Source organism: Streptomyces sp. NPDC001709 (genome assembly GCF_053596375.1).
Genome location: NZ_JBSFGB010000004.1, coordinates 250076 through 276875, shown reverse-complemented (window position 1 = coordinate 276875; position 26800 = coordinate 250076). Strand labels below are relative to the sequence as shown.

Below are 26800 nucleotides of genomic sequence, written 5' to 3'. Positions count from 1 at the left end.
AGGTCTGTCTTTTCTGATAAACCTCTAGTCAAATTACGTCACTTGAAACACGCGCACGACCATGCACACCCGCGTGCAGCGCTAGAGGGGAACTCAAGTGACCAGCAGATCCTGGACGTTCAGAGCGGCCGCGATCGGCGTGACGCTCGCGGCGGCCTCCGCCACGTTCGCCACCTTCGCCGTCGCGGAGGCCGCCACCCGGGCGGACCACTCCGCCGCCGCCAACCGGCACGACCCGGCGCCGGTGAAGCAGCAGGCGCACGACCTCGACGGCCCGCTGAGCAAGACCCAGGAGGCCCAGCGCCGGGAGGCGTTGAGCCAGCTCATATCGGGCAAGGCCAAGGCGCAGGAGCGGGACGGCTCCAAGGTGGTCCAGCTCAAGAGCCGCAAGGGCAAGGGCAAGTACGTCGAGCTGAGCCGCGAGAAGACCGACAAGATCTTCACGATCCTGGTGGAGTTCGGGGACAAGACCGACCCCAAGTACGGCGGCACCGCGGGCCCGCTGCACAACCAGATCGCCGCGCCGGACCGCAAGCAGGACAACTCCACGGCCTGGCAGAAGGACTACAACCAGAAGCACTACCAGGACCTCTACTTCGGCACCGGCAAGAAGACCGAGTCGCTGAAGAAGTACTACGAGAAGCAGTCCTCGGGCCGCTACTCGGTCGACGGCGAGGTCGCGGACTGGGTCAAGGTCCCCTACAACGAAGCCCGCTACGGCAACAACGCCTGCGGCCAGACCAACTGCCCGAGCGTGTGGAACGCCGTCAGCGACGGCGTGAACGCCTGGGTGGCCCAGCAGAAGGCGGCCGGCAGGACCGACGCCGACATCAAGAAGGACCTCGCCCAGTACGACCAGTGGGACCGCTACGACTACGACCACGACGGCAACTTCAACGAGCCCGACGGTTACATCGACCACTTCCAGATCGTGCACGCCGGTGAGGACGAGTCCGCCGGCGGCGGCGCGCAGGGCAAGGACGCGATCTGGGCCCACCGCTGGTACGCCTTCGGCACCGACTCGGGCAGCACCGGCCCCGCGAACAACAAGCTCGGCGGCGCGCAGATCGGCGACACCGGCATCTGGGTCGGCGACTACACCATGCAGCCGGAGAACGGCGGCCTCGGCGTCTTCGCCCACGAGTACGGCCACGACCTCGGCCTGCCGGACGAGTACGACACCGCCGGCGGCGACAACTCCACCGGTTTCTGGACCCTGATGTCCTCCGGCTCCTGGCTCGGCACCGGCAAGGAGTCCATCGGCAACCTGCCGGGCGACATGAACGCCTGGGACAAGCTGCAGCTCGGCTGGCTCAACTACGACACCGCCAAGGCCGGTACGCAGTCCACGCACAAGCTGGGTGTCGCCGAGTACAACACCTGGAACAAGCAGGCCCTCGTGGTCAACCTGCCGGACAAGGCCGTCACCACCACCATCACCCAGCCCGCCCAGGGGGCGACGCAGTGGTGGAGCGGCAGCGGCAACGACCTGAAGAACACGCTGACCCGGTCCGTGGACCTGACCGGCAAGTCCTCGGCGAAGCTGGACCTGGACGGCTGGTGGGCGACCGAGGACGGCTACGACTTCGTCTACACCGAGGTGTCGACCGACGGCGGCGCCAACTGGACGGCCCTGGACGGCACGGCGGACGGCCAGGCCATCCCGCATGACGCCAGCGGCAAGCCGGCGCTGACCGGCTTCTCGCAGACGCACAAGAAGCTGTCGTACTCGCTCGACGCCTACGCGGGCAAGAAGATCGACCTGCGCTTCCGCTACGCCACCGACAGCGGGGTCGCCGAGAACGGCTTCACGGCCGACGAGATCTCCGTGACCGCCGACGGCACGCCGCTCTTCTCGGACAACGCCGAGACGCAGGACGCCGGTTGGACCGCCACGGGCTTCTCCCGCATCGGCGCGTCCTTCACCAAGAACTACAAGCAGTACTACATCGCCGAGAACCGGCAGTACGTGTCGTACGACAAGACCCTGAAGACGGGCCCGTACAACTTCGGCTCGGCCAAGCAGCCCAGCTGGGTGGAGCACTACCCGTACCAGAACGGCCTGTTGATCTGGAAGTGGGACACCTCCCAGGCGGACAACAACACCAACAGCACCAACGGTCACCCGGGTACCGGTCTGATCCTGCCGATCGACTCGCACCCGACGGCGATGAAGTGGTCCGACGGCACGCTGATGCGCAACCGCATGCAGTCCTACGACTCCCCGTTCAGCCTCTACGGCACGGACGGCATCACGCTGCACAAGGCCGACGTCGCGACGGTGATCAAGGCGTCGAAGGGGGTGCCGGTCTTCAACGACCACACCAGCACCTACTACGACCCCTCGAACCCCACCGGGGGTGTGCAGGTCACTGACACCAACACCAAGATCGTGATCGTCAAGGAAGCCAAGAACGGCTCGACGATCTTGCTCAAGGTCGGTCCCGCGGTGAAGTAGTCCACGTTTTCGCAGGTCAGACGCGTATCGGCGGCAACCCCTTGGCGGGTCGCCGCCGATCGTGTTTAGGTGCGTCCTGTGGACCGCTTATTGACACCGACCGAAACGGGGATGTGACCGCATGGCCGCTGGAGGCTTTTGCAAGCTGCCGAACGGCACGGTCGTGGTGGCGCTGAACCTGCCCTACGGCTCCGCCGGGGTGCGGGTACTGGTGCACGCCCAGAATCGCGCCAGGGCCCTGACCAGGCTCCGCAACCTGGGGTTGCGCGCGATATACCTCCGGGGGAACGCAGCGCCTCCGACGCCGGACGAGATCACGGCCGTGCTGCACCATCCGGACGGCCTGATATGGCGCACGGCACCGGCCGACAACGGTGTCATCGTGAACGAACTGTGGCATCCGATCCGGGCGCTTCTGCGCAGGTCGGCGGTGGTTTAGGCGCCACCGAGCACGGGCTTCCCGGTCAGTTCCACACCGGCCTCCCGCAGCTCCTCCAGCGCCCGCGCGGTGGTCTCCTCGGCGACGCCCGCCGTCAGGTCCAGCAGGACCTGGGTGCGGAACCCCTCACGGGCGGCGTCCAGGGCCGTGGCGCGTACACAGTGGTCCGTGGCTATGCCGACCACGTCGACCTCGTCGATGTGGCGCGCGCGGAGCCAGTCGGCCAGGGGGACGCCGTTCTCGTCGGCGCCCTCGAAGCCGCTGTACGCCGCCGAGTACTCGCCCTTGGAGAAGACCGCGTCGACCGCGCCGGAGGCGACGGCCGGGGCGAAGTTCGGGTGGAAGCCGACGCCCTCCGTGCCCGCGACACAGTGCGCGGGCCAGGAGTGGACGAAGTCGGGGTTGTCGGCGAAGTGGCCGCCGGGCGCGAGGTGGTGGTCCCGGGTGGCCACCACATGGCGGTACCCGGTGCCCCCCGCCTGGCCGATCAGCTCCGTGATCGCGGCGGCCACGTCCGCACCCCCGGCCACCGCGAGGCTGCCCCCCTCGCAGAAGTCGTTCTGCACATCTACGACGATCAAGGCGCGGCGCATGGCGGGTGTCCTTCGGGTGAGGATTAAGTAACTGAGCCTAGAGACTTACGGCCCGGTGCGGGAGGGGGCGGTTCGCGGAGGGCGACGGAGGAAGGGCGGCGGAGGAGGGCGGCGGTCCCGCTCTAGCTACCCGAGCGCCCGTGGACGTACTCCGTCGGAATGACGGGTTCCCCTCGGGAGAGCTGGGTGGCGGAGAGCGGGAGGTTCCCGCGGGCGGCGATATGACGGTCCCGGGGCACGTCCAGCGGCTCGCGGGCGACCACGTCACCGCCCTTGATCAGTTCGATCAGCAGCTGCCGGTCGGCGAGGTCCGCCGGCACCGCGCCGGTACCCACGACCTCGGCCTCCGCCACCCCCTCCTCGTCCAGCCGGCGCGCCGCCCACTTGCGGCCCCCGATGGAGGTCTTGCCGCCGCTGGACTTCTTCGCGACCGGCACCAGCGGCGCCTTCGGGTCGCCGGACTCGGCGCGGGCGACCAGCTTGTAGACCATGGAGCAGGTCGGGTGCCCGGAGCCGGTCACCAGCTGGGTGCCGACGCCGTAGGCGTCCACGGGGGCGGCGGCGAGCGAGGCGATCGCGTACTCGTCGAGGTCGGACGTGACGACGATCTTGGTGTTCGTGGCGCCCAGCTCGTCCAGCTGCTGCCGCACCCGGTGCGCCACGAGCAGCAGGTCGCCGGAGTCGATGCGGACCGCGCCCAGCTCGGGTCCGGCCACCTGCACCGCCGTACGGACGGCCTCGGCGACGTCGTAGGTGTCCACGAGCAGGGTGGTGCCCCGGCCGAGGGTCTCGACCTGGGCTTGGAAGGCGTCCCGCTCGTGGTCGTGGAGCAGGGTGAAGGCGTGCGCGGAGGTGCCGACGGTCGGGATGCCGTAGCGGAAGCCGGCCGCCAGGTCGGAGGTGGTGGCGAAGCCGCCGACGTACGCCGCCCGGGCCGCGGCCACCGCCGCCAGCTCGTGGGTGCGGCGCGCGCCCATCTCGATCAGCGGGCGCTCCCCGGCGGCGGAGGCCATCCGGGAGGCGGCCGCGGCGATCGCGGAGTCGTGGTTGAGGATGGAGAGGATGACCGTCTCCAGCAGCACGCACTCGGCGAAGGTGCCCTCGACCCGCATGATCGGCGAGCCGGGGAAGTAGACCTCGCCCTCGGGGTAGCCCCAGACGTCCCCGCTGAAGCGGTAGTCGGCGAGCCACTTCAGGGTCTCCTCGTCGACGATCTTCCGCTCGCGCAGGAAGCCGAGGACGCCCGGGTCGAAGCGGAAGTTCTCCACCGCGTCCAGGACGCGGCCGGTGCCCGCCACCACGCCGTAGCGGCGCCCGTCCGGCAGCCGCCGGGTGAAGACCTCGAACACGCTCCGCCGTTCGGCCGTACCGGCCTTCAGCGCGGCCTGCAGCATCGTCAGCTCGTACTGGTCCGTGAAGAGCGCCGTCGAGGGAACATCCACCGGCAGCCCAAGGTCTGCTGTGTTCATGGCAGGGATCGTACTCCCTTTTCGTCGGTGTGACGATTTTGGTGGGCCGTGGCAGCATGGGCACTGTGACGTCACCCGCGCCCGTAGAGATCGAACGCACCGAGTCGGCGGAGGAGGTCTTCGCCGTACCCGAGCCCGACGTCCCCTGGGTCACGATCGTGCACAACGACCCGGTCAACCTCATGAGCTATGTGACGTACGTCTTCCAGACGTACTTCGGGTACTCCAAGGACAAGGCCACCAAGCTCATGCTCGACGTCCACCACAAGGGCCGGGCGGTCGTCTCCAGCGGGAGCCGCGAGGAGATGGAGCGCGACGTGCAGGCGATGCACGGCTACGGTCTGTGGGCCACCCTGCAGCAGGACCGGAAGTAGCGAACCCACATACATGCCCGGACAATTCGAACCGCTTTCCGGCGGCGGCGCGGCCGTCGCGCTCGACGACGTCGAGATCTCCATCATCCGGTCGCTGGCCGTCCAGCTCCTCGAGCTGATCGGTCCCGGCCCCGGCGCCGACAGCCCGAAGGACCCGCTCGCCGAGCTGTTCGCGGAGGGCCCGAGCGAGCCGCCCGCGGACCCGGTGCTCAGGAGGCTCTTCCCGGAGGCCTACAGCGACCCGGAGCAGGCCCCGGACTCGCCCGCCGACGCCGAGGAGCGGCGGGCCCACTCCGCCGAGTTCCGCCGCTACACCGAGAACGACCTCAGGGCCGGCAAGCGCGAGAACGCGCTCGCGGTGATCCGGGCCCTGGACGCGCTCACCCCGGACGAGGGCGGGGCGGTGCTGAAGCTGTCCCCGCAGGAGTCGAAGCAGTGGCTCGGCGCCCTCAACGACCTGCGGCTCGCGATCGGCATCCGGCTGGAGATCACCGACGAGGACGACACCGATCTGCTCTACCGGCTCCCGGACGAGGACCCGCGCAAGCCGATGGTGATGGCCTATCTGTGGCTCGGCGGGCTCCAGGAGACCCTTGTGTCGACCTTGATGATCTGATCTGTCCGGAATTCCTGTTCGCTCAGCGGACGCTCAAATCCGGATAACGATCGCGTTACCGTTGCGGCCTGGTTTGCCGTATTCAGGTGCCTCTTGTCCGCTTTTACCAGTGAGGTGCGCCACAACGCGCCCCTGTGATCAATATTGCGGCCGTGATAAATCTTCACGACCGCCCGGCCGACGCCACCCATGTCCGGCCGGGTGCGCCACCGAGCCGACGACCGTCGGCCAGGCAGGAGCGGACTCGGACAGGCCGCTCAGCTCCATCAATCCGGGGGGATCGAAACCCGATCCGAGGCCGACGACGGGCCGCGGATCGGCATGGAGAAAGGCGCACCACACATGACCTCATCGCAGGTCGACCAGCTTCGCGACGGCAGTGAGGCCGCGCGGGCCGCGGACAGCGAGGGCGGCGAGGGGTACCAGCGCGGGCTCGGGTCCCGGCAGATCCAGATGATCGCCATCGGCGGTGCCATCGGCACCGGCCTGTTCCTCGGCGCGGGCAAGGGCATCTCCAAGGCGGGCCCCAGCCTGATCCTGGCGTACGCCGTCGCGGGCCTCGTGATCTTCCTGATCATGCGGGCGCTCGGCGAGCTGCTGATGTACCGCCCGGTGTCGGGTTCGTTCTCGGAGTACGCCCGCGAGTTCATCGGCCCCTTCGCGGGCTTCGTGACCGGGTGGACGTACTGGCTGTTCTGGGTGGTCACCGGCATCACCGAGGTCACGGCCGCGGCCGCCTACATGACGTACTGGTTCGACATCCCGCAGTGGGTCTCGGCCCTGATCTTCACGATCGTGCTGTACGGCGCGAACCTGATCTCCGTGAAGCTCTTCGGTGAGCTGGAGTTCTGGTTCTCCATGGTCAAGGTCACCGCGATCATCGGCATGATCCTGATCTGCGCCGGCATCCTGACGGTCGGCTTCTCGGACGCCGGCAAGACCGCCTCGGTCAGCCACCTGTGGAGCGACGGCGGCTTCTTCCCGCACGGCGTCGGCAACACCCTGATGACCCTGCAGATGGTCATGTTCGCCTTCCTCGCCGTCGAGCTGGTCGGTGTCACCGCGGGCGAGTCCAAGGACCCCAAGAAGGTGCTGCCGAAGGCGATCAACACCGTGCCGTGGCGCATCGCCGTCTTCTACGTCGGCGCGCTGATCATGATCCTGTCGGTCGTGCCGTGGACCGAGTTCCACCCGGGTGTGAGCCCCTTCGTGGCCGCCTTCCAGAAGATGGGCCTGTCGGTCGGCGCCGGCATCGTGAACTTCGTCGTCCTGACGGCCGCGCTGTCCTCCTGCAACTCCGGCATGTACTCCACCGGCCGTATGCTGCGCGACCTGGCGCTCAACAGCCAGGGCCCGAAGGCCTTCACCAAGCTGACCCGCAGCGGCACCCCGCTCGTCGGCACCACGTTCTCCGCCGCGCTGATGCTCGTCGGCGTCTGGATCAACTACCAGTGGCCGGGCAAGGCGTTCGACTACGTGGTGTCCTTCGCGACCATCTCCGGCATGTGGGCCTGGATCGTCATCCTGGTCTGCCAGATCCGCTACCGGGCGAAGGCGAACCGCGGGCTGCTGCCGCAGAGCGAGTTCCGCGCGCCGGGAGCGCCGTACACGAGCGTCTTCGCACTGCTGTTCATCTTCATGGTGATCGTGCTCATGGGCATCGACAAGGACGCCCGGGTGTCGCTTTACTGTGCACCGCTGTGGGCCGCGATCCTCGGCGTCTCCTACTGGGTGCTCCGGCGCCGCAACCCGGAGGCCGCGGCCTTCCGCAAGCGCTGACCTTCCCCCAAGGGACGTCCAGCCGCACGGAGCTCTCGTGGCGCCCCGGTGCGGCTGCCGCTCAGGACGTCCGGCATATGGGCCGTTCCGTACCAACTATCGGTACGGAGCGGCCCGTCTGCTTATCCTGACGGACATGCTGACCATCACCCAGGCCCTCGTCGACCAGATCGTCGCCCACGCGCGCAAGGACCACCCCGACGAGGCGTGCGGCGTCGTGGCGGGCCCGGCGGGCTCGGACCGCCCCGAGCGCTTCGTCCCCATGCTGAACGCGGCCATGTCGCCGACCTTCTACGAGTTCGACTCCGGCGACCTGCTCAAGCTCTACCGCGAGCTGGACGACCGCGACGAGGACCCGGTGGTCATCTACCACTCCCACACCGCCACCGAGGCCTACCCCTCGCGCACCGACATCTCCTACGCCAACGAGCCCGGCGCGCACTACGTCCTCGTCTCCACCGCCGACACCGACGGCCTCGGCGACTTCCAGTTCCGCTCGTTCCGGATCGTGGAAGGCGAGGTCACGGAGGAGGAGGTCAGGATCGTGGAGGCGTACTGAATCTCGCGATTCGGCCAGAATTCATCCAGCATGCGAGATCACACTCGGGAACCCGGACCGGGAATCGATACGATGACCCCATGGTTCTGAACGACGTGAGCGAGAAGGCGCCGGGCATGCTGCTCGTGGCGCGGCTGCACGTCGACCTGTGCAGGCTGAACAGCGCCATCTGTTGACGTTCCCTGCCGCCGTACGGCCGTGGCCGCGGCGCTCCCCCAGTGCTGAACGCCTGGGGGGACCCCCAGCCGTGCGCCCACAGACCACACACCTTCCGACAGGAGCCCCCAACCATGGCCATCGAGGTCCGCATCCCGACCATCCTCCGCACCTACACCGACGGTGAGAAGGCGGTGGAGGGCAAGGGGAACACCCTCGCCGAGCTGTTCACCGACCTCGAGACCCGGCATGCGGGCATCCAGGCCCGCATCGTGGACGAGGGCAAGCTGCGCCGCTTCGTCAACGTGTACCTGAACGACGAGGACGTCCGCTTCATCGACGGCATCGACACCAAGCTGTCGGACGGCGACACCGTGACGATCCTGCCGGCCGTCGCCGGCGGCATGCGCTGATCGGCCGCTGAGCAGCGATGCGCTACGACTCCCCGCTGGCCGCGGTGGGCAACACCCCCCTGGTGCGCCTGCCGCGGCTGTCGCCGTCCGCCGACGTCCGCATCTGGGCCAAGCTGGAGGACCGCAACCCCACGGGTTCGGTCAAGGACCGCCCCGCGCTGCACATGATCGAGCAGGCGGAGAAGGACGGCCGGCTCACCCCGGGCTGCACGATCCTGGAGCCCACCTCCGGCAACACCGGCATCTCCCTCGCGATGGCCGCCAAGCTCAAGGGCTACCGCATGGTGTGCGTGATGCCGGAGAACACCTCGCAGGAGCGCCGGGACCTGCTGGGCATGTGGGGCGCCGAGATCATCTCCTCGCCGGCCGCGGGCGGCTCCAACACCGCCGTGCGCGTGGCCAAGGAGCTGGCCGCCGAGCACCCCGACTGGGTGATGCTCTACCAGTACGGCAACCCGGACAACGCGGGCGCCCACTACGCCACCACCGGCCCGGAGATCCTGGCGGACCTCCCCTCCATCACCCACTTCGTCGCCGGCCTCGGCACCACCGGCACCCTGATGGGTGTCGGCCGCTTCCTGCGCGAGCACCGGCCGGGCATCCAGATCGTCGCCGCCGAACCGCGCTACGACGACCTGGTGTACGGCCTCAGGAACCTCGACGAGGGCTTCGTGCCGGAGCTGTACGACGCCTCCGTGCTGACCACCCGCTTCTCGGTCGGCTCCGCCGACGCGGTCACCCGCACCCGTGAACTCCTGCAGCAGGAGGGCATCTTCGCGGGCGTCTCGACCGGCGCCGCCCTGCACGCGGCGATCGGCGTGGGCAGGAAGGCGGTCAAGGCGGGGGAGTCCGCCGACATCGTCTTCATCGTGGCCGACGGCGGCTGGAAGTACCTGTCCACCGGCGTCTACACGGCGGCCACCACCGAGGAGGCCATCGAGACGCTGCAGGGCCAGCTCTGGGCGTAGCACCGTTTTCGTAACACCGCATTAACGCGGATCAAGCGGTCACCAGCCCCCTCCTATGAGGGGGCTAAGCCATTCCTATGGCAAGGCAAAGAAATCCTTTCGGTACTGCCGGTGCTCCTGGGGCCAGAGCTACGTTCCTCCTCGCACCCTGGCATGTCACGCTCACCCAGCGTGTGTCAGGTGTCTGCGAGTGTCATGCTCATGACTGCGCGGTTCTGCCGCCGCTACGCGCGTCACGGGCCTGCCAATCCAGTGCGAAACCCCACGTCAACCGGAGGCAGTACCCCATGCGTGAGTCACGCCCGAGCCGGCGGAGACGCAGTCTGCGAAGACTCGTCGCCGTCGCCTTCCCCGCCCTCGCCCTCACCGTCGCCGGATTCACCGCGGCACCGACGGCCGGGGCGCAGACCACCAGCGCGCACCCCCACAGCTCCAAGGTCACGCAGAACACCAGGGCCCTGACGGACCCGAAGCGGCAGACCTTCCACGCCACGGGCAAGGCCGGCCAGAAGGTGCCGACACAGCACCTGTGCGCCAAGGCCGAGCCGGGCCACGCGTCCTGTTTCGCCCAGCGCCGCACGGACATCAAGCAGCGCCTCGCCTCGGCGCTCGCCGCGGCCGCGCCCTCGGGCCTCTCCCCGGCCAACCTGCACAGCGCCTACAACCTGCCCACCACGGGCGGTTCGGGCATGACGGTGGCCATCGTCGACGCCTACAACGACCCCAACGCCGAGTCGGACCTGGCCACCTACCGCTCGCAGTACGGCCTGTCCGCCTGCACCAAGGCCAACGGCTGCTTCAAGCAGGTCAGCCAGACCGGTTCCACCACCTCGCTGCCGACCAACGACACCGGCTGGGCCGGTGAAGAGATGCTCGACATCGACATGGTCAGCGCGGTCTGCCCGAACTGCAGCATCATCCTGGTCGAGGCCAACTCCGCGAACGACACCGACCTCGGCATCGCCGAGAACGAGGCCGTCTCGCTCGGCGCCAAGTTCATCTCCAACAGCTGGGGCGGCTCCGAGTCCTCCTCGCAGACCAGCGAGGACACCTCGTACTTCAAGCACCCGGGTGTCGCGATCACCGTCTCCTCGGGTGACTCCGCCTACGGCGCCGAGTACCCGGCGACCTCCCAGTACGTGACGGCCGTCGGCGGCACCGCGCTCACCCAGTCCTCCAACTCGCGGGGCTGGAGCGAGTCCGTCTGGTACACCAACTCCACCGAGGGCACCGGCTCCGGCTGCTCCGCCTACGACCCGAAGCCGAGCTGGCAGACCGACACCGGCTGCTCCAAGCGCATGGAGGCCGACGTCTCCGCGGTCGCCGACCCGGCCACCGGCGTGGCGGTCTACGACACCTTCGGCGGCTCCGGCTGGGGCGTCGTCGGCGGCACCAGCGCCTCCTCGCCGATCATCGCGAGCGTCTACGCCCTCGCGGGCACCCCGGGCGCGAGCGACTACCCGGCGAAGTACCCGTACTCCCACACGGGCAACCTGTACGACGTGACCAGCGGCCACAACGGCTCCTGCTCCACCTCGTACTTCTGCACCGCGGGCACCGGCTACGACGGCCCGACCGGCTGGGGCACCCCGAACGGCACGGCCGCCTTCACCTCCGGCTCCAGCACCGGCAACACGGTTTCCGTCACCAACCCCGGCAGCCAGTCGACCACGACCGGCGGTTCGGCCAGCCTGCAGATCAAGGCCACCGACAGCGCGGGCGCGGCCCTGACCTACAGTGCCTCCGGCCTGCCGACCGGGCTGTCCATCAACAGCTCCACCGGCCTGATCTCGGGTACGGCGTCCACCGCGGGCACCTACCAGGTCACGGTCACCGCGAAGGACTCCACCGGCGCCTCCGGCTCGACCTCCTTCACCTGGACCGTCGGCTCCTCCGGCGGCACCTGCTCCTCCTCCCAGCTGCTCGCCAACCCGGGCTTCGAGTCGGGCAACACCGGCTGGACCGGGTCCAGCGGCGTCATCACCAACGACACGGGTGAGGCGGCGCACGGCGGCTCGTACTACGCCTGGCTCGACGGCTACGGCTCCTCGCACACCGACACGCTGTCCCAGTCGGTGACGATCCCGGCCGGCTGCAAGGCCACGCTCACCTTCTACCTGCACATCGACACCGCCGAGACCGGCAGCACCGCCTACGACAAGCTGACGGTGACCGCCGGTTCGACGACCCTGGCGACGTACTCGAACGTCAACGCCGCCTCCGGGTACGCGCAGAAGACCTTCGACCTGTCCTCGCTGGCGGGCCAGACGGTCACCCTGAAGTTCAACGGCGTGGAGGACTCCTCGCTGCAGACCAGCTTCGTCGTGGACGACACCGCCCTGACGACCAGCTGATCCGCCTCCTGTGAGCATGCGATCCCGCACGCGGAATCCGTCCGCGTGCGGGATCCTTTTCGTGCGCCACTACGTCACATCTGCACCAGGCGGCCGACCCCGTGCGGCCACGGCAGAAAGGCGAACCCCCATGCGCCGTACGACAACCTCCCTCGCCCTCGTGGCGACAGCGCTGCTCCTCGCCGGATGCGGCTCCCAGGATGGCAAGGGCAGCGGAAACGCCGGCAAGGTGTCGCCGTCGGCCTCCGCACCGGCCAAGGGCGGCTGCGCCGCGCTGGTGCAGCTCAAGGCCGCCGACAGCGGACGCACGGTCTGCGTGGCCAAGGGCGGCGAGGTCCGCCTGACCCTGGACGGCACCAAGTCCCGCCCGTGGAAGCCGGTCATGGCCAGCGGCACCGCCCTGAAGGGCATCAACGCGGGCTTCGTCATCCTGCCGGGCCAGGCCACGGCGGCGTACCAGGCGGTGCACACCGGAACCGAGAAGCTGACGTCGTCCCGCCCGCTGTGCGCCCAGCCGACGGCACCGGGCCAGGTGTCCTGCAAGGGGATCCAGGAGTGGACGGTCACGGTGACCGTGAAGTAGTCACCCGGCGAGGTGCCGTACCTGATCCCACAGAACGGGGTCGACCACACCGACCCGTCGCCGGAAGTCGCCCACCGGCACCTCGCGCAGCTCGTCGGTCTCCAGGAAGCTCGGCCGCCCCCGGGCGTCGCCGACCGCGCCGGGCGGGAGCGGGATCACCCCGGCCCGCTCGTCGTGGTACTTGCTGGTGATCTTGGCGACCGTGGCCCGGTTCCCGCGCACCGCCAGCACCAGACAGGGCCGGTCCTTCGCGTCGGTGCGGTCCTCGTAGGGGACGTCCGCCCACCAGATGTCCCCGGGGACCGGCCGGGCGGCCCGCGCCGGGCGCGTTCCCGCGCGGCCGAGGGGCCTGAGGCGCCGCGCGGCGGGCCGGCGACCGCGCCCCCAGCCGTCGATGAGCGTGGCGACCAGCGCGAGCAGCACCACCGCCGCGAGTGCCAGCCACCAGGACGTGTCCATACGACGACGTTACCGGCGCGCGCCGAGGATTGCGCGCCCTTGGTGAATCCTTCTGCGCCCCCGGTCCAGCCGAACCGGTGACAGCACAGGTGAGTTCGCCCACAACGGCCCCTGGCGGAGGAGCGACCGGCCCTTTCGCGCCTTACGCTCGACGAACCGCACGACCCCCGTTCCCCTGCCCTTTTGATCTTTCCGTTTTGATCTTCACCGCCAACGGAGGTTTCTGCTTCATGAAGCTCACCGTCGTCGGCTGCTCGGGGTCGTTCCCCTCCGCGGAATCGGCCTGCTCGAGCTACCTCGTCGAGGCCGACGGCTTCCGGCTGCTCCTCGACATGGGCAACGGCGCCCTGGGCGAGCTGCAGCGCCACTGCGGTCTCTACGACCTCGACGCGATCTTCCTGAGCCATCTGCACGCCGATCACTGCATCGACATGCTCGCCTACTTCGTCGCGCGCTACTACCGCCACGACGGCGGCCGCTGCGACCCGCTCCCGGTCTACGGCCCCGAGGGCACCGAACACCGTCTGACCACGGCCTACGCCGACACCCCCTCCGCCTCGTCCATGAGCGAGGTCTTCGACTTCCACACCGTGAAGCCGTCCACCTTCGAGATCGGACCCTTCACGGTGCACACCGAGCGGGTCCGGCACCCCGTGGAGGCGTACGCCATCCGGGTCGAGCACGGCGGGCGGTCGCTGACGTACTCCGGCGACACGGGTGTCACCGAGGCGCTGGACGAGCTGGCCCGGGACACCGATCTGTTCCTGTGCGAGGCCGCGTTCACGCACGGCAAGGAGAGCATCCCCGACCTGCACCTCAACGGCCGCGAGGCGGGGGAGACGGCGGCCCGCGCGGGCGCCCGCCGGCTGGTCCTCACCCACATCCCGCCGTGGACCGACCCGCAGATCAACCTCCGCGACGCCCGCGGTGTGTTCGACGGCCCGGTGGAGCTCGCCGCTCCGCGGGTCACGTACGAGATCTAGCTTCCGCGCACGACGGCATGACAAAGGCCCCGGAACCTCTCGGTCCCGGGGCCTTCGACGTGTGCTGGGTCGGCTCTACTTCGCCTCGGCCTTCTGCAGTTCCGCGAGTTCCTCGTCGGTCTCGCGGCCCGGTGTGGGCAGGTTGAACCTGATGATCGCGAAGCGGAAGACGACGTAGTAGACGGCCGCGAAGCACAGGCCGATCAGGACCAGGCCCCAGGGGTTGCTCGCGATGCCCAGGTTCAGGAAGAAGTCCACCGCACCGGCCGAGAAGCCGAAGCCGTCCCGCATCCCGAGCGCCCAGGTCAGCGCCAGCGAGACACCGGTGAGCACCGCGTGGATGGCGTACAGCACCGGCGCGATGAACATGAAGGTGAACTCGATCGGCTCGGTGACGCCGGTGACGAAGGACGTCAGCGCCAGTGAGACCATCATGCCGCCGACGACCTTGCGGCGCTCGGGCCGGGCGCAGTGGACGATGGCCAGGCACGCGGCCGGCAGGGCGAACATCATGATCGGGAAGAAGCCGGTCATGAACTGGCCCGCGTGCGGGTCGCCGGCCAGGAAGCGCGCGATGTCACCGCTCTTGCCGTGGTACTCGCCCGCCTGGAACCACGGGAACGAGTTGAGCAGGTGGTGCATGCCGATCGGGATCAGCGCACGGTTGGCGACACCGAAGATGCCCGCGCCCACCGCGCCCGACTTGACCAGCCACTCGCCGAAGTTGTGCAGGCCCGTGCCGAGGACCGGCCAGATGTAGCCGAAGACGATGCCGATGACGAGGCCGGCGAAGGCCGACAGGATCGGGACGAGACGACGGCCGCCGAAGAAGCCCGCCCAGTCGGGCAGCTTGGTGCGGTAGAAGCGCTGGTACAGCAGAGCCACGACTATGCCCATCACCACACCGCCGAGGACCTTGGCGTCCACCGGGGCGTTCTGCATGACGATCTTGCCGTCGACGACCGTCGCCACCTTCGGCAGGTTCTTGTCGGTGAACGTGCCGAGGACGTTCTTGAAGACCAGGTAGCCGACGACGGCCGAGAGGGCCGTGGAGCCGTCCGACTTCTTCGCGAAGCCGATCGCGATGCCCACGGCGAACAGCAGCGCCATGTTGTCGAGGATCGCGTTGCCGCCCGCCGCCATGAAGGACGCGATCTTCGTCAGGAAGGTGGGGAAGGAGGGGCGGCCCAGCATGTCGGTGTTGCCGAGGCGCACCAGGAGCGCGGCGGCCGGCAGCACGGCCACCGGCAGCATCAGGCTGCGGCCGATGCGCTGCAGCACGGACATCACGCCGGAGCCCTTTTTCTTCTCGGCCGCGGGAGCGGCGGTCGCCGTGGTCACAAGTTCCTCCTGTGGGCATGCAGGGCGCCGCCTGTGGAACCATGGAAGGGGACGGCAGCGTCTCTGGTCTACACCACTCAGTGGTGTAGACCTGTTGTAGCACGATGAAGGCGGCATAAGGAACCCGCTGATCCGCTACGACCGCACTACGTGCCGTGAGCCCTCACGCCTTGGTGATGTCCTCGACCTCGTCCTCCGGCTCACGGCCCGGCGTCTTCAGGTCGAACCTGGTGATCGCGAACCGGAAGACCGCGTAATAGACCGCCGCGAAGCACAGCCCGATCGGGATGATCAGCCACGGTTTCGTCGCCAGGCGCCAGTTGATGACGTAGTCGATCAGGCCGGCCGAGAAGCTGAACCCGTCGTGCACCCCGAGCGCCCAGGTCACCGCCATCGACACACCGGTGAGCACCGCGTGGACGGCGTACAGCACCGGCGCGATGAACATGAACGAGTACTCGATCGGCTCGGTGATGCCCGTCACGAACGACGTCAGCGCCACCGACAGCATCAGGCCGCCGATCTCCTTGCGGCGGCCGGGCCTCGCGCAGTGCGTGATGGCCAGCGCGGCGGCCGGCAGGGCGAACATCATGATCGGGAAGAAGCCCGAGGTGAACTGGCCCGCGTGCGGGTCGCCCTGGAGGAACATGTTGATGTCGCCGTGCACCACCGTGCCGTCCGGCTTGGTGTAGCTGCCGAACTGGAACCAGATGGGCACGTTCAGGAACTGGTGCAGGCCGACGACGAGCAGCGCGCGGTTGGCGACGCCGTAGACGCCCGCTCCCCAGGAGCCGATGGACCGCAGCCAGTGGCTGAAACTCTCCAGGCCACTGCCGACCGGCGGCCAGATCCACAGGCACAGCGCCGCGAAGAGGATGGCGACGAACGCCATGATGATCGGCACCAGCCGGCGGCCGTTGAAGAAGCCGAGCCAGTCGACCAGCCTGGTGCGGTGGAAGCGGGCCCAGAAGAAGGCGGCCAGCAGACCCATCACGATGCCGCCGAACACGCCGGGGTTCTGGAAGGTGAAGGCCGTCACGGACCCGTCCCGGACCTGGCAGCCGATGCCCGGGATCGTCTTCGAGCCGACGGGGCAGTCCGGGAACTGGTGCAGCACGCCGTAGTAGACGAGAAAGCCCGCCACCGCCGCGAGTGCCGTTGAGCCGTCCGCCTTCTTCGCCATCCCGATCGCGACGCCCACGCAGAACAGCAGCGGGAGCCCGAGGGAGCCGTCGAGCAGGGCGCCGCCCGCGCCGAGCATCACCTTGGAGACGATGGTCCAGCCCAGGCCGTCCTTCCCTACCACGCCCGGCTGCCCCAGCCCGATCAGCAGGCCCGCCGCCGGCAGCACCGCGATCGGCAGCTGCAGGCTGCGGCCCATCTTCTGCATGCCCTGGAACAGCCGGTGGGGGCGGGCGCGCCCGGGAGTGACCGTGCTCTCGGCGCTCATGGATGTCCTCCCTGAACCGCTCGACCCGGACGCGGTTTGGCGACCGTACCGCCTGTGGTGTAGACCAGTTGGCGGACGGTTCCGCTGTCGTGATCGCCATCATTCGGCACGTACGGCATGACCGCTCGCGAAGATGGGCCAACTGTGGGTTACTGCGACAAAGCGGTTCGGATCAGGGAGAAGGAACATGGCCAGCAAGGCTGAGAAGATCGTCGCCGGCCTCGGCGGCATCGACAACATCGAGGAGATCGAGGGCTGCATCACCCGGCTGCGCACCGAGGTGTCCGACCCCTCCCTGGTCGACGAGACCGCCCTGAAGGCCGCCGGCGCCCACGGCGTCGTCAAGATGGGAACCGCCATCCAGGTCGTCATCGGCACCGACGCCGACCCGATCGCCGCGGAGATCGAAGACATGATGTGAACCGCACCGGTTCACCTGGAAAGGGGCTCTTCCCGACGCGGGAGGAGCCCCTTCCCGCTGTGCGACTAGGCTCTTCGCCATGTCTCGCATCGACGGCCGTACCCCCGAACAGCTCCGCCCGGTCACCATCGAACGCGGCTGGAGCAAGCACGCCGAGGGCTCCGTCCTCGTCTCCTTCGGCGACACCAAGGTTTTCTGCACCGCCTCCGTGACCGAGGGCGTCCCGCGCTGGCGCAAGGGCAGCGGCGAGGGCTGGGTCACCGCCGAGTACGCCATGCTGCCCCGCGCCACCAACACCCGCGGCGACCGCGAGTCCGTCAAGGGCAAGATCGGCGGCCGGACCCACGAGATCTCCCGGCTCATCGGCCGCTCGCTGCGCGCGGTCATCGACTACAAGGCGCTCGGCGAGAACACCATCGTCCTCGACTGCGACGTCCTCCAGGCCGACGGCGGCACGCGTACGGCCGCCATCACCGGTGCCTACGTGGCATTGGCCGACGCCGTCGCCTGGGCCCAGGGCAAGAAGCTGATCAAGGCCGGCCGGCAGCCGCTCACCGGCACCGTCTCCGCCGTCTCCGTCGGCATCGTCGGCGGAGTCCCCCTGCTCGACCTCTGCTACGAGGAGGACGTGCGCGCCGACACCGACATGAACGTCGTCTGCACCGGCGACGGCCGCTTCGTCGAGGTCCAGGGCACCGCCGAGGCCGAGCCCTTCGCCCGCGAGGAGCTCAACGCCCTGCTCGACCTCGCCGTCACCGGCTGCGCGGAACTCTCCGCCCACCAGCGCGCGGCCCTCGAGGCCACACTCGCGAAGTAACACGAAGTGAAGTAATCCGAAGTAAAGGGCGGATCAAAAGGACGGGCGCGCGTGGGCAACCCGCGCGCCCTTCTCGACGTCCTAGGGGTACGGGCCGCCCTACCCGTGGGCGGCCTTACCTCGGGAGGGGAACACCAGCATGGCCGTCAGCCGACGCCGTCTCACCGCCGTCGCCGCCGCCGTGGCGACCGCCGCGCTCACCGCCGGCCTCACCACCGGCTGCGACGCCGTGAACAAGGCCCTGGACTGCGTGCAGACCGCGGACTCCATAGCCGACAGCGTCACCGACCTCCAGCAGGCCGTGGAGAACGCCGCGAACGATCCCACCCAGGCGGACAACTCCCTGGACTCCATCGAGAAGAACCTGAAGAAGATCGGCGACAAGACCGACAACGCCGATGTCAACAAGGCGGTCGACGACTTGGACAAGGCCGTGGGGAACGTGCGTACGGCCATCAAGAACGGGGACAAGACCCCGGATGTCAGCCCGGTGACGGACGCGGCCGGCGAACTGACCAAGGTCTGCACCAAGTAAGGGCTCAGCGTCCCCGGTCCCGGCGCCGTTCCTCGCGTCGCTCGCGCAGCAGCTCGTGCCGGGACTCCCTGCGCTCCAGCCTCTCCTGCCGGCGCTGCTCCTTCAGGCGCTTCTGCTCGGCCCGCGTGACCTTGCGTTCCACGCCGACCCCGCCCCAGAAGGCGAGCCCGCCGATGACCACCCGCGGAGCGCCCGGCTCGGGCGGGCCGTCGTCCCTCGGGTGTTCGAAGCCGCCCATGATGCCGATGCCGCGGACGACGACCTCGACCCCGGGCGGCACGGTGACCTGGACGCCGCCCATGATCGCCACGCAGTTGATCTCGACCTCGTGGTCCGCGAAGTTGGCCTCGCGCAGGTCGATCTCGCCTCCGCCCATGAACGCGAAGCAGTTGAACCGCTTCGGCACCGTCCAGCGGCCCTTGCGCTCGAACCCCGACAGGATCGCGATCCCGCCCGTCGAGGACCCCTCACCACCGACGATCCGGGACGCCCAACTCCCGCTCCGCGCGGGTTCCTTGGTGAAGGAGACGGGGGCGGGCGGCGCGGCGGTGCCGGCCGTCGGCAGGTCCCGGGTGAGCGGCGCCAGCTCGGCGTACGTACGCGCCTTGTACGCCGCCTCCAGCCGCTCCTCGAACTCCTCCATGTCGAGCCGGCCCTCGGCGAGGGCGTCCCGCAGGACCTCGGCGACCCGTTCACGGTCGCTGTCGGACGCCCGGAGGTCCGGGACTGCGTCGTCGGTCATGACAGAAGCCTACGAGACCGCCTTCTCCGCGTACATCTTGGCGATGACGGCCTCGATGTCCGGCTCCCGCACCGACAGGTCCACCAGCGGATACCCGGCCGCGAGGTACGCGACGAGCGGCGCCGCCGACTGCCCGGCCGGGAACGCCAGCCACTGCCGCGGCCCCTCCACCCGCACCACCCGCGCCGAGGGCACCTCGACCGGCGGCAGCTCCCGTTCCAGGTCCACCACCAAAGTCCGCTCGCTCTCCCCGGCCTCGTGCAGCCCCGTGAGCGGACCGTCGTACATCAGCCTGCCGTGGTCGATCACCATCACCCGTGAGCACAACTGCTCGATGTCCTGGAGGTCATGGGTGGTCAGCAGCACCGTCGTGCCCCGCTCGGTGTTCAACTCCCGCAGGAAACCGCGGACCTTCGCCTTGGACACGACGTCCAGGCCGATCGTCGGCTCGTCCAGGTACAGCACCTCGGGGTCGTGCAGCAGGGCCGCCGCGATGTCGCCGCGCATGCGCTGCCCGAGCGAGAGCTGCCGCACCGGTACGTCCAACAGGGCGCCCAGCTCCAGGAGTTCGACCATCCGGTCCAGGTTCTCGCGGTAACGGGAGTCCGGGATCCGGTACATGCGGTGCGCGAGGCGGTAGGAGTCGATCAGCGGCAGGTCCCACCACAGGGTCGTACGCTGCCCGAACACCACCCCGATCCGGTGCGCGAGGCGCCGCCGTTCCCGCGACGGGTCGATGCCCGCCACCCGCAGCCGCCCGGCGCTCGGCGTCAGGATGCCCGTCAGCATCTTGATCGTGGTCGACTTCCCGGCGCCGTTCGGCCCGATGTAGCCGACCATCTCCCCGCGCGGCACGGTGAACGAGATCGAGTCCACCGCCCGCACCTCGCGCCGCTCCCGTTTCAGGAACCCGGCCCTCTTGCGCACCTCGAAGACCTTCTCGACGTTCTCCAGCGCGATGAAGTCGCCGTCCGTCATCTGTCAGCTCCCCGTGCTCCGGTACGAACGAAGTCCCGCCCGCCAGGCCAGCCCCGCGAGCGCACAGCACGCCACCGCCACCAGCGGCGGTGCGAACGCCGTCCACCGCGCCAGCCCCAGCGGATACGGCCGCCCCAGCACATAGGTCGCGGGCAGCCAGTTGACGAAGGCCAGCGGGAGCACGAACGTCACCCCGCGCACCAGCTCCTTCGCGAAGACCGTCGGCGGATACTGCAGCAGCGTGGTCCCGCCGTAGGTGAAGGCGTTCTGCACCTCCGAGGCGTCCTGGGCCAGGAACTGGAAGGCCGCCCCCGCCACGAACACCGCGCAGAAGATCCCGCAGCCGCTCACCACCATCACCGGCATCAGCAGCAGCTTCAGCGGCGTCCAGTCGATGTCCAGCCGGAGCACCGCCCAGCCCAGCACCAGCAGGCCCTGGGTCACCCGGCCCAGCCGCCTGAGCGCGAACTGGTCGGCCGCCACCTGGGCCAGCACCGGCGCCGGGCGCACCAGCAGCGTGTCCAGCGTGCCGTCGCGCACCCGCCGCCCCAGCCGCTCCATCGAGCCGATCACCAGATCCGCCAGCCCGAAGGCCGTACCGGACAGGCCGTAGAGAAAGGCCACCTCGGGCAGCGACCAGCCGCCGAGGGCGTCCACCCGGGAGAACATCAGCATGATCGCGACGAAGTCGAAGAAGGTCGCCGCGAAATTGCCGAACGTGGTCATCGCGAAGGAGGCGCGATAGGCCATCGTGGACCTGATCCACATCCCGGCGATCATCAGATAGGCCCGCACCCCCTCGCGGAGCCGGCCGGCCTCACCCACCCTGGACCACCACCCGCCGTGTCGCCGCCGACTGCACCAGCCGCCCGGCGCCCAGCAGCACCACCGCCCACGCCCCCTGGAACACATACGTGTCCAGCGGGTCCCCGTGCCCCAGCAGGATCTGGGCCGGCGCCTGGAGCAGCGAGGACCAGGGCAGGGCCCGTACGACCTCGCCGAGCGAGCCGGGGAAGACGTTCAGCGGCAGGAGCATGCCCGAGCAGAAGAAACCGGCGAGCCAGGACATCTGCGTCACACCCTGGCCGTCCAGCAGCCAGAACGCGCTGAGCGCCACCAGGTACCGGATCCCGAACCCCACGAGCATCGCCAGCAGCACGGCGACGAAGAAGGCGGCCCAGGTGCCCACGTCCGTCGGCAGGTACACCGGGAAGCACAGGGCACCGAAGAGGAAGAGGACGAGCCCGCGCCCCAGCAGCTGGAAGAAGGCCCGGCCCAGGTCCGTCGCCAGCCACCACAGCTGCAGGTCGGCGGGCCGGTACAGGTCGATCGCCACGTCCCCCGTACGGATGCGTTCCATCAGCTCGTTCTCGACGCCCCCGCCGCCGATCGCGAGCGTCGACAGCAACGCCTGCCCCAGCCACACGTAGGTCACGACCTGTGCCTGATCCCACCCGCCCAGGTGCGGCCGCTCGTCCCACAGCGCGCGGTAGGTGTAGACGAGGATCAAGCCGAAGGCCGTGTTCGTGAAGACCCCTGCCGCAGTGGCGGTCCGATACGTCGCGTACCGTCTGAATCCCCCCGCCGCGACGGCCACGTACAACCGTCCCGCGCCCACGCCAGTCCACCTCCTGGGACCGCTCGACACCGAAGCGCAGGAGCCTAGTCCCGGGTCCGGCTGCCGGCCACGCATTTTGTGCCCGAAGCGTGCCGGAATCCGGGAACGGAACGCCAGGTGCGAGAGTCTTCAAACTGGGGGCGCAGAAGCGTACGAGGCGTACGGGAACGTACGACGCGAAACAGGAGTCCGTGCACGACATGAGCGACGAGCCGCAGCCGCAGCAGCCGAACGAAGGCGTGCCGCCGAGAAAGCCGCTGCCGGCTGCAGGGCCCGGTGACCCCGGGGGCCGCGACGAAACGGCCCCCGCCACACCCAGGGCGACCGGCAAGCCGACACCGTCCGCAGAGACCGGGCCCGCCCGCGAGGGGGCCGGGCTCGGCCGAACGGGTGACCGTGGGGCGCCCCAGGACGGCTCGCCCCTGGACCGGACGGCCTCCGTGGCCCGGGCCCGCCAGGCGGCCCGAGGCGGCCGCCCGGACCAGCAGACGGCTGCACCGAGCGGCGACACGGCCTCCGGCGACACCGGGTCCTCCGGCGGCGGTCCGGCCCCCGCCGAGGCCCCGGACACCGGCCGCACGCCGACGACTCGCGGGGGCTCGGCTTCGGGCGGGCCTTCGGCGTCCGGGCGGGCGTCCGGTGAGGCTGCCGGTGGGGGCGCGGGGGCTCGCGGGGGTTCGGCTGTGGGTGGTTCCGCGGCCGGTACTGGCCCGGGTGCGGGTTCGGCGTCCGGTGGAGGCTCGGCGGCTGGTCGTGCGTCGGCTGCTCGTGGCGGTTCGGCAGGGGGCACGGGCCCGGGTGGGACCTCGGCGTCCGATGGAGGCTCGGCCGTGGGTGGTTCCGCGGCCGGTGCTGCCTCGGGTGCGGGTTCGGCGGGCGGTCGTGCGTCGGCGGCTCGCGGGGGCTCGGCTTCGGGCGGGGCTTCCGCGTCCGGGCGGGCCTCCGGTGAGGCTGCCGACAGGGGCTCGGCTTCGGGTGCCGGGGCCGCTTCCGGGCAGGCGCCGTCGGCCGAGAGTACGCAGGTGCTCCGGCGGGTCACGGCACCCCGATCCGCCCCGGACGAGCAGTCCCAGGGCGCCGGTGAGGCGCACGCGCCCGAGAGCACTCAGGTTCTCCGGCGGGTCAACGCCCCCCGCGCGGGCGAGCAGAGCGACGAGGCGAACGCCACCGGCACCGCACCCCGGGCCGCACGCCCGGGCGGCGGTGCGAACCGCGCTGCCCAGGCGGCCGGAGCGGTAGGCGCCGCGGGCGCCGCCGGCCAGGCATCCCAGGCGGGCACCGCAGCCGCGGCCGGCGCAGCCGGAGCGGCCACCCGCCGCCCCCGCACCACCGGGACCGACACCACCACCCCCGACCAGGACACCACCGCCCTCGCCGCCACCCCCGGCGACGGTCGGCCCGCCGGGGGCAATGGCAAGAAGCCCAAGCGCCCGAAGCGGACCGGTTGGCGGCGGATCATCCCCACCTGGCGCATGGTGCTCGGCACCTTCGTCATCGGTGTGCTGCTGCTCGTCGGGCTCTTCTTCCTCGGCTACTCCCTGGTCAAGATCCCGCCCGCCAACGCCCTGGCCACCAAGCAGGCCAACGTCTACCTCTACGCCGACGGCTCCCAGATCGCCCGCGACACACGCGACAGCCAGGTCAACCGCGAGAACGTCACCCTCGCCCGGGTCTCCAAGGACGCCCAGCACGCCGTACTGGCCGCCGAGGACCGCGACTTCTACTCCGAGTCGGCCATCGACCCCAAGGCGATGCTGCGCGCCGCCTGGAACACCGCGACCGGCAAGGGCAGGCAGTCCGGCTCGACGATCACCCAGCAGTACGTGAAGAACTACTACCTGGGCCAGGAGCAGACGCTCACCCGCAAGGCCAAGGAGTTCTTCATCTCGATCAAGCTGGACCGGAACAAGACCAAGGACGAGATCCTCGAGGGCTACCTCAACACCAGCTTCTTCGGCCGCAACGCCTACGGCATCCAGGCCGCCGCCCAGGCCTACTACGGCAAGGACGCCCAGGACCTCGACCCGGCCCGCGCCGCCTACCTCGCCGCGCTCGTCAACGCTCCCAGCGAGTACGACGTCGTCGCCCACCCGGAGAACAAGGGCGCGGCCGTCGCCCGCTGGAACTACGTCCTGGACGGCATGGTCAAGAAGGGCTGGCTCAGCGAGTCCAAGCGGGCCGGCATGAAGTTCCCGATGCCGAAGGAGCAGACGATCTCCAGCGGCATGTCCGGCCAGCGCGGCTACCTCGTCGACGCGGTCAAGCACTACCTGACCACGCACAACATCCTCACCGACGACCAGCTCGCGGCCGGCGGCTACCGCATCACCACCACCATCCAGAAGACCAAGCAGGACGCCTTCGTCAAGGCGGTGCACGACCAGCTGATCTCCAAGCTGGACAAGAAGAACAACAAGGTGGACAACTACGTCCGCGCCGGCGGCGCCTCCGTCGATCCGAAGACCGGCAAGGTCGTCGCCATGTACGGCGGCATCGACTACGTGAAGCAGTACACCAACGGCGCGACCCGCGGTGACTTCCAGGTCGGCTCGACGTTCAAGCCGTTCGTGTTCACCTCGGCGGTGGAGAACGGCTCGACCACCCAGGACGGCCGCACGATCACCCCGAACACCGTGTACGACGGCACCAACGAGCGTCCCGTGGAGGGCTGGAGCGGCGGCTCCTACGCCCCGCAGAACGAGGACCAGAAGTCGTACGGCCCGATCAACATCACCAAGGCCACCGACCTGTCCGTGAACGCCGTCTACGCGCAGATGGCCGTCGACGTCGGCCCGTCCAAGGTCAAGAAGACCGCGATCGACCTCGGCATCCCGTCCGGGACCCCGGACCTCCAGCCGTACCCGTCGATCGCCCTCGGCACCGCCACCGCCAGCGTGCTGGACATGGCGGAGGGCTACGCCACGCTTGCCAACCACGGACAGCACGGCACCTACACCCTGGTCGAGAAGGTCACCAAGGACGGCACCGAGGACGTGAAGCTGCCCGGCCAGCAGGTCAAGCAGGCCGTCAGCCGGGAGGCCGCCGACACCACCACATCGATCCTGCAGAGCGTGGTCGACAACGGCACCGCCACCGCCGCCCAGGGCGCGGACCGCCCGGCGGCCGGCAAGACCGGTACCGCCGAGAACGACACCGCCGCCTGGTTCGCGGGCTACACCCCCGACCTGGCCACGGTGGTCTCCGTGATGGGCCAGGACCCGGTCACGGCCAAGCACATGCCGCTGTACGGCGCCCTCGGCGAGCCCCGGATGAACGGTGGCGGCCCGCCGACCGAGATCTGGGCCCAGTACACGCGCAACGCGCTGAAGAACACGCCGTCCGCCGACTTCGACCTCCAGCTGGAGCAGGGCGCCGACGAGCCGCAGGCGCCGCCCAGCGCGACCGGCTCCGCCCCGCCGAGCACGACCGGTGGCCAGAACGGCGGTGCGACCGCCAGCCCGACCGGCGGCGGTGCGACCAACAGCCCGGCCGGCGGCACCACCGGCACCCCCACCACCGGCGGTCCGACGACCACCGGCGGCGGCACCGGTACCACCGGCGGCGGCACCACGACCAACGGCGGAGGCACCACCACCGGCGGCGACACGACGGGCGCCGGAGGCACGACCACCGGCGGCGACCCCACCGGCGGCGGCACGACCGGCACAGACACCACAGGGGGCGGTACGGCCGCCGGCGGCGGCACGGACGGCGGTGGTGGTACGACAGGCACGGCCGCCGGCGCCGGGGGCGGCGACCCCGGCGTCTGATGCCCCGGTGACGTCTCAGTGACCGCTGGTCGCCTTCAGCCCCACCACGGCGACCAGCAGCAGGCAGACGAAGAAGATCCGGGCGGCGGTGACCGGCTCACCCAGCACCACCATGCCGAGCACCGCCGCCCCGGCCGCCCCGATGCCCACCCACACGCCGTAGGCGGTACCGATGGGCAGGGACTTCGCGGCGTACGACAGCAGGACCATGCTGGCCACGATCCCGGCGCCGGTGAACAGGCTGGGCACGAGGCGGGTGAAGCCGTCGGTGTACTTCATTCCGATCGACCAGCCGACTTCCAGCAGACCGGCGACGATCAACAGAACCCAGGCCATGGCAGGCACCTCCGGAAGGAATCTCTGAACGGGGGTGCGTCGTCTTCGCCTGGGGGTCGGGGAGCCCGGTACGGCGCGTCTCGTCGGGCTGACGCCTTCGAACATAGCAAAAGGCGCACAAAAGGGGCCGGTGACGATGGTCACCGGCCCCTTTCGGCTGCCGAAAGACAACTGCCGACCTACAGCTGCCGGCCTACTACAGCTGCCGGCCTACAGGTACAGCCCCGTGGAGTCCTCCGACCCCTCGAAGCGGTCCGCGGCCACGGCGTGCAGATCCCGCTCGCGCATGAGCACGTACGCCACACCCCGCACCTCGACCTCGGCCCGGTCCTCCGGATCGAACAGGACCCGGTCACCCGGCTCCACGGTCCGCACGTTCTGCCCGACCGCGACGACCTCGGCCCAGGCCAGCCGCCGTCCGACCGCCGCCGTGGCGGGAATCAGAATGCCGCCCCCCGACCGCCGCTCGCCCTCGCCGGTCTCCTGCTTGACCAGAACACGGTCGTGCAGCATCCGGATGGGGAGCTTGTCGTGATGGGGGGTGCTGTGCTCGTTTCTCTTGGCGCTCACGCCTCGAACCTACCTGCCT

At 69.7% G+C, this 26800-nt stretch carries 27 protein-coding genes; 16 read left to right on the top strand and 11 right to left on the bottom strand.

Annotated features, from left to right (window positions below; translation table 11 throughout):
* Positions 1 to 97 precede the first annotated feature (97 nt).
* On the top strand, positions 98 to 2458 hold the full coding sequence (locus ACWC0C_RS08475) for an immune inhibitor A domain-containing protein (RefSeq protein WP_450862608.1): 2361 nt from the start codon (positions 98 to 100) through the stop codon (positions 2456 to 2458).
* 121 nt (positions 2459 to 2579) lie between these two features.
* Positions 2580 to 2897 (top strand): hypothetical protein, encoded by a 318-nt coding sequence (locus ACWC0C_RS08470; protein WP_031159498.1) that lies wholly within the window; start codon positions 2580 to 2582, stop codon positions 2895 to 2897.
* Here the strand turns inward: ACWC0C_RS08470 and ACWC0C_RS08465 are convergent.
* Both ACWC0C_RS08465 and ACWC0C_RS08460 read right to left on the bottom strand, forming a co-directional pair.
* Positions 2894 to 3490 (bottom strand): isochorismatase family protein, encoded by a 597-nt coding sequence (locus tag ACWC0C_RS08465; RefSeq protein WP_449199402.1) that lies wholly within the window; start codon positions 3488 to 3490, stop codon positions 2894 to 2896. The genes ACWC0C_RS08470 and ACWC0C_RS08465 overlap by 4 nt on opposite strands.
* A gap of 122 nt (positions 3491 to 3612) precedes the next feature.
* The gene (locus tag ACWC0C_RS08460; protein WP_449199403.1) at positions 3613 to 4959 is read right to left on the bottom strand and encodes a nicotinate phosphoribosyltransferase; all 1347 of its coding nucleotides are present in this window, start codon (positions 4957 to 4959) and stop codon (positions 3613 to 3615) included.
* 56 nt (positions 4960 to 5015) lie between these two features.
* On the opposite strand from ACWC0C_RS08460, the gene clpS reads away from it, so the two are divergent.
* The 9 genes from clpS to ACWC0C_RS08415 all read left to right on the top strand — a co-directional run bounded on the left by clpS (position 5016) and on the right by ACWC0C_RS08415 (position 12761).
* The gene (gene clpS / locus ACWC0C_RS08455; RefSeq protein WP_059249785.1) at positions 5016 to 5333 is read left to right on the top strand and encodes an ATP-dependent Clp protease adapter ClpS; all 318 of its coding nucleotides are present in this window, start codon (positions 5016 to 5018) and stop codon (positions 5331 to 5333) included.
* 13 nt (positions 5334 to 5346) lie between these two features.
* The gene (locus ACWC0C_RS08450) at positions 5347 to 5949 is read left to right on the top strand and encodes a DUF2017 domain-containing protein (RefSeq protein ID WP_449199404.1); all 603 of its coding nucleotides are present in this window, start codon (positions 5347 to 5349) and stop codon (positions 5947 to 5949) included.
* A gap of 342 nt (positions 5950 to 6291) precedes the next feature.
* Positions 6292 to 7728, top strand: a complete 1437-nt coding sequence (locus tag ACWC0C_RS08445; protein ID WP_449199405.1) for an amino acid permease — start codon at positions 6292 to 6294, stop codon at positions 7726 to 7728.
* 136 nt (positions 7729 to 7864) lie between these two features.
* Positions 7865 to 8287: a Mov34/MPN/PAD-1 family protein gene (locus ACWC0C_RS08440; RefSeq protein WP_449199406.1), complete on the top strand. Its 423-nt coding sequence runs from the start codon at positions 7865 to 7867 to the stop codon at positions 8285 to 8287.
* A gap of 80 nt (positions 8288 to 8367) precedes the next feature.
* Positions 8368 to 8463, top strand: coding sequence for a putative leader peptide (locus ACWC0C_RS08435; RefSeq protein ID WP_023550193.1), 96 nt, complete (start codon positions 8368 to 8370; stop codon positions 8461 to 8463).
* 114 nt (positions 8464 to 8577) lie between these two features.
* Entirely contained in the window at positions 8578 to 8856 is a 279-nt protein-coding gene (locus tag ACWC0C_RS08430) for a MoaD/ThiS family protein (RefSeq protein WP_449199408.1), read from the top strand.
* Positions 8857 to 8873: 17 nt separating this feature from the next.
* Complete coding sequence (locus tag ACWC0C_RS08425; protein WP_449199409.1) at positions 8874 to 9824, top strand: PLP-dependent cysteine synthase family protein; 951 nt, start codon at positions 8874 to 8876, stop codon at positions 9822 to 9824.
* 287 nt (positions 9825 to 10111) lie between these two features.
* Entirely contained in the window at positions 10112 to 12178 is a 2067-nt protein-coding gene (locus ACWC0C_RS08420) for a putative Ig domain-containing protein (protein ID WP_450862603.1), read from the top strand.
* 130 nt (positions 12179 to 12308) lie between these two features.
* Positions 12309 to 12761, top strand: a complete 453-nt coding sequence (locus ACWC0C_RS08415) for a hypothetical protein (RefSeq protein ID WP_450862601.1) — start codon at positions 12309 to 12311, stop codon at positions 12759 to 12761.
* On the opposite strand, the gene ACWC0C_RS08410 is transcribed toward ACWC0C_RS08415, so the two are convergent.
* Complete coding sequence (locus ACWC0C_RS08410; protein ID WP_449199845.1) at positions 12762 to 13220, bottom strand: type II toxin-antitoxin system PemK/MazF family toxin; 459 nt, start codon at positions 13218 to 13220, stop codon at positions 12762 to 12764.
* Between the two features lie 230 nt (positions 13221 to 13450).
* Here ACWC0C_RS08410 and ACWC0C_RS08405 point away from each other — a divergent pair, with 230 nt between their 5' ends.
* On the top strand, positions 13451 to 14203 hold the full coding sequence (locus ACWC0C_RS08405; RefSeq protein ID WP_449199844.1) for an MBL fold metallo-hydrolase: 753 nt from the start codon (positions 13451 to 13453) through the stop codon (positions 14201 to 14203).
* Positions 14204 to 14278: 75 nt separating this feature from the next.
* On the opposite strand, the gene ACWC0C_RS08400 is transcribed toward ACWC0C_RS08405, so the two are convergent.
* Together ACWC0C_RS08400 and ACWC0C_RS08395 are read right to left on the bottom strand one after the other, a co-directional pair.
* The gene (locus ACWC0C_RS08400; protein ID WP_450862598.1) at positions 14279 to 15544 is read right to left on the bottom strand and encodes a PTS transporter subunit EIIC; all 1266 of its coding nucleotides are present in this window, start codon (positions 15542 to 15544) and stop codon (positions 14279 to 14281) included.
* Positions 15545 to 15707: 163 nt separating this feature from the next.
* On the bottom strand, positions 15708 to 16994 hold the full coding sequence (locus ACWC0C_RS08395; RefSeq protein ID WP_450862596.1) for a PTS transporter subunit EIIC: 1287 nt from the start codon (positions 16992 to 16994) through the stop codon (positions 15708 to 15710).
* Positions 16995 to 17181: 187 nt separating this feature from the next.
* Between ACWC0C_RS08395 and ACWC0C_RS08390 the strand changes: the two genes are divergently transcribed.
* From ACWC0C_RS08390 to ACWC0C_RS08380, 3 genes are all read left to right on the top strand, one after another.
* Positions 17182 to 17415 (top strand): glucose PTS transporter subunit EIIB, encoded by a 234-nt coding sequence (locus ACWC0C_RS08390; protein ID WP_069780600.1) that lies wholly within the window; start codon positions 17182 to 17184, stop codon positions 17413 to 17415.
* 79 nt (positions 17416 to 17494) lie between these two features.
* Positions 17495 to 18232: a ribonuclease PH gene (rph, locus tag ACWC0C_RS08385; RefSeq protein WP_449199841.1), complete on the top strand. Its 738-nt coding sequence runs from the start codon at positions 17495 to 17497 to the stop codon at positions 18230 to 18232.
* Between the two features lie 139 nt (positions 18233 to 18371).
* Positions 18372 to 18767 (top strand): hypothetical protein, encoded by a 396-nt coding sequence (locus ACWC0C_RS08380; RefSeq protein ID WP_449199840.1) that lies wholly within the window; start codon positions 18372 to 18374, stop codon positions 18765 to 18767.
* A 4-nt stretch (positions 18768 to 18771) separates the two neighbouring features.
* On the opposite strand, the gene ACWC0C_RS08375 is transcribed toward ACWC0C_RS08380, so the two are convergent.
* From ACWC0C_RS08375 to ACWC0C_RS08360, 4 genes are read right to left on the bottom strand one after another with little or no spacing between them, the layout of a single operon-like run.
* Positions 18772 to 19509: a DUF1707 SHOCT-like domain-containing protein gene (locus ACWC0C_RS08375; protein WP_450862594.1), complete on the bottom strand. Its 738-nt coding sequence runs from the start codon at positions 19507 to 19509 to the stop codon at positions 18772 to 18774.
* A gap of 9 nt (positions 19510 to 19518) precedes the next feature.
* On the bottom strand, positions 19519 to 20487 hold the full coding sequence (locus ACWC0C_RS08370) for an ABC transporter ATP-binding protein (protein ID WP_449199838.1): 969 nt from the start codon (positions 20485 to 20487) through the stop codon (positions 19519 to 19521).
* Between the two features lie 3 nt (positions 20488 to 20490).
* Positions 20491 to 21267: an ABC transporter permease gene (locus ACWC0C_RS08365; RefSeq protein ID WP_449199848.1), complete on the bottom strand. Its 777-nt coding sequence runs from the start codon at positions 21265 to 21267 to the stop codon at positions 20491 to 20493.
* A 37-nt stretch (positions 21268 to 21304) separates the two neighbouring features.
* Positions 21305 to 22105: an ABC transporter permease gene (locus tag ACWC0C_RS08360; protein WP_450862592.1), complete on the bottom strand. Its 801-nt coding sequence runs from the start codon at positions 22103 to 22105 to the stop codon at positions 21305 to 21307.
* Between the two features lie 1022 nt (positions 22106 to 23127).
* Here ACWC0C_RS08360 and ACWC0C_RS08355 point away from each other — a divergent pair.
* Positions 23128 to 25875 (top strand): transglycosylase domain-containing protein, encoded by a 2748-nt coding sequence (locus ACWC0C_RS08355; RefSeq protein WP_450862590.1) that lies wholly within the window; start codon positions 23128 to 23130, stop codon positions 25873 to 25875.
* Positions 25876 to 25890: 15 nt separating this feature from the next.
* Here the strand turns inward: ACWC0C_RS08355 and ACWC0C_RS08350 are convergent, their stop codons facing one another.
* Positions 25891 to 26211 (bottom strand): DMT family transporter, encoded by a 321-nt coding sequence (locus ACWC0C_RS08350; RefSeq protein ID WP_449199835.1) that lies wholly within the window; start codon positions 26209 to 26211, stop codon positions 25891 to 25893.
* A 210-nt stretch (positions 26212 to 26421) separates the two neighbouring features.
* Positions 26422 to 26781 carry a GroES family chaperonin gene (locus ACWC0C_RS08345; RefSeq protein ID WP_190013464.1) on the bottom strand — a complete coding sequence of 120 codons (360 nt, stop codon included), beginning with the start codon at positions 26779 to 26781 and terminating at the stop codon, positions 26422 to 26424.
* Between the last annotated feature and the right edge of the window lie 19 nt (positions 26782 to 26800).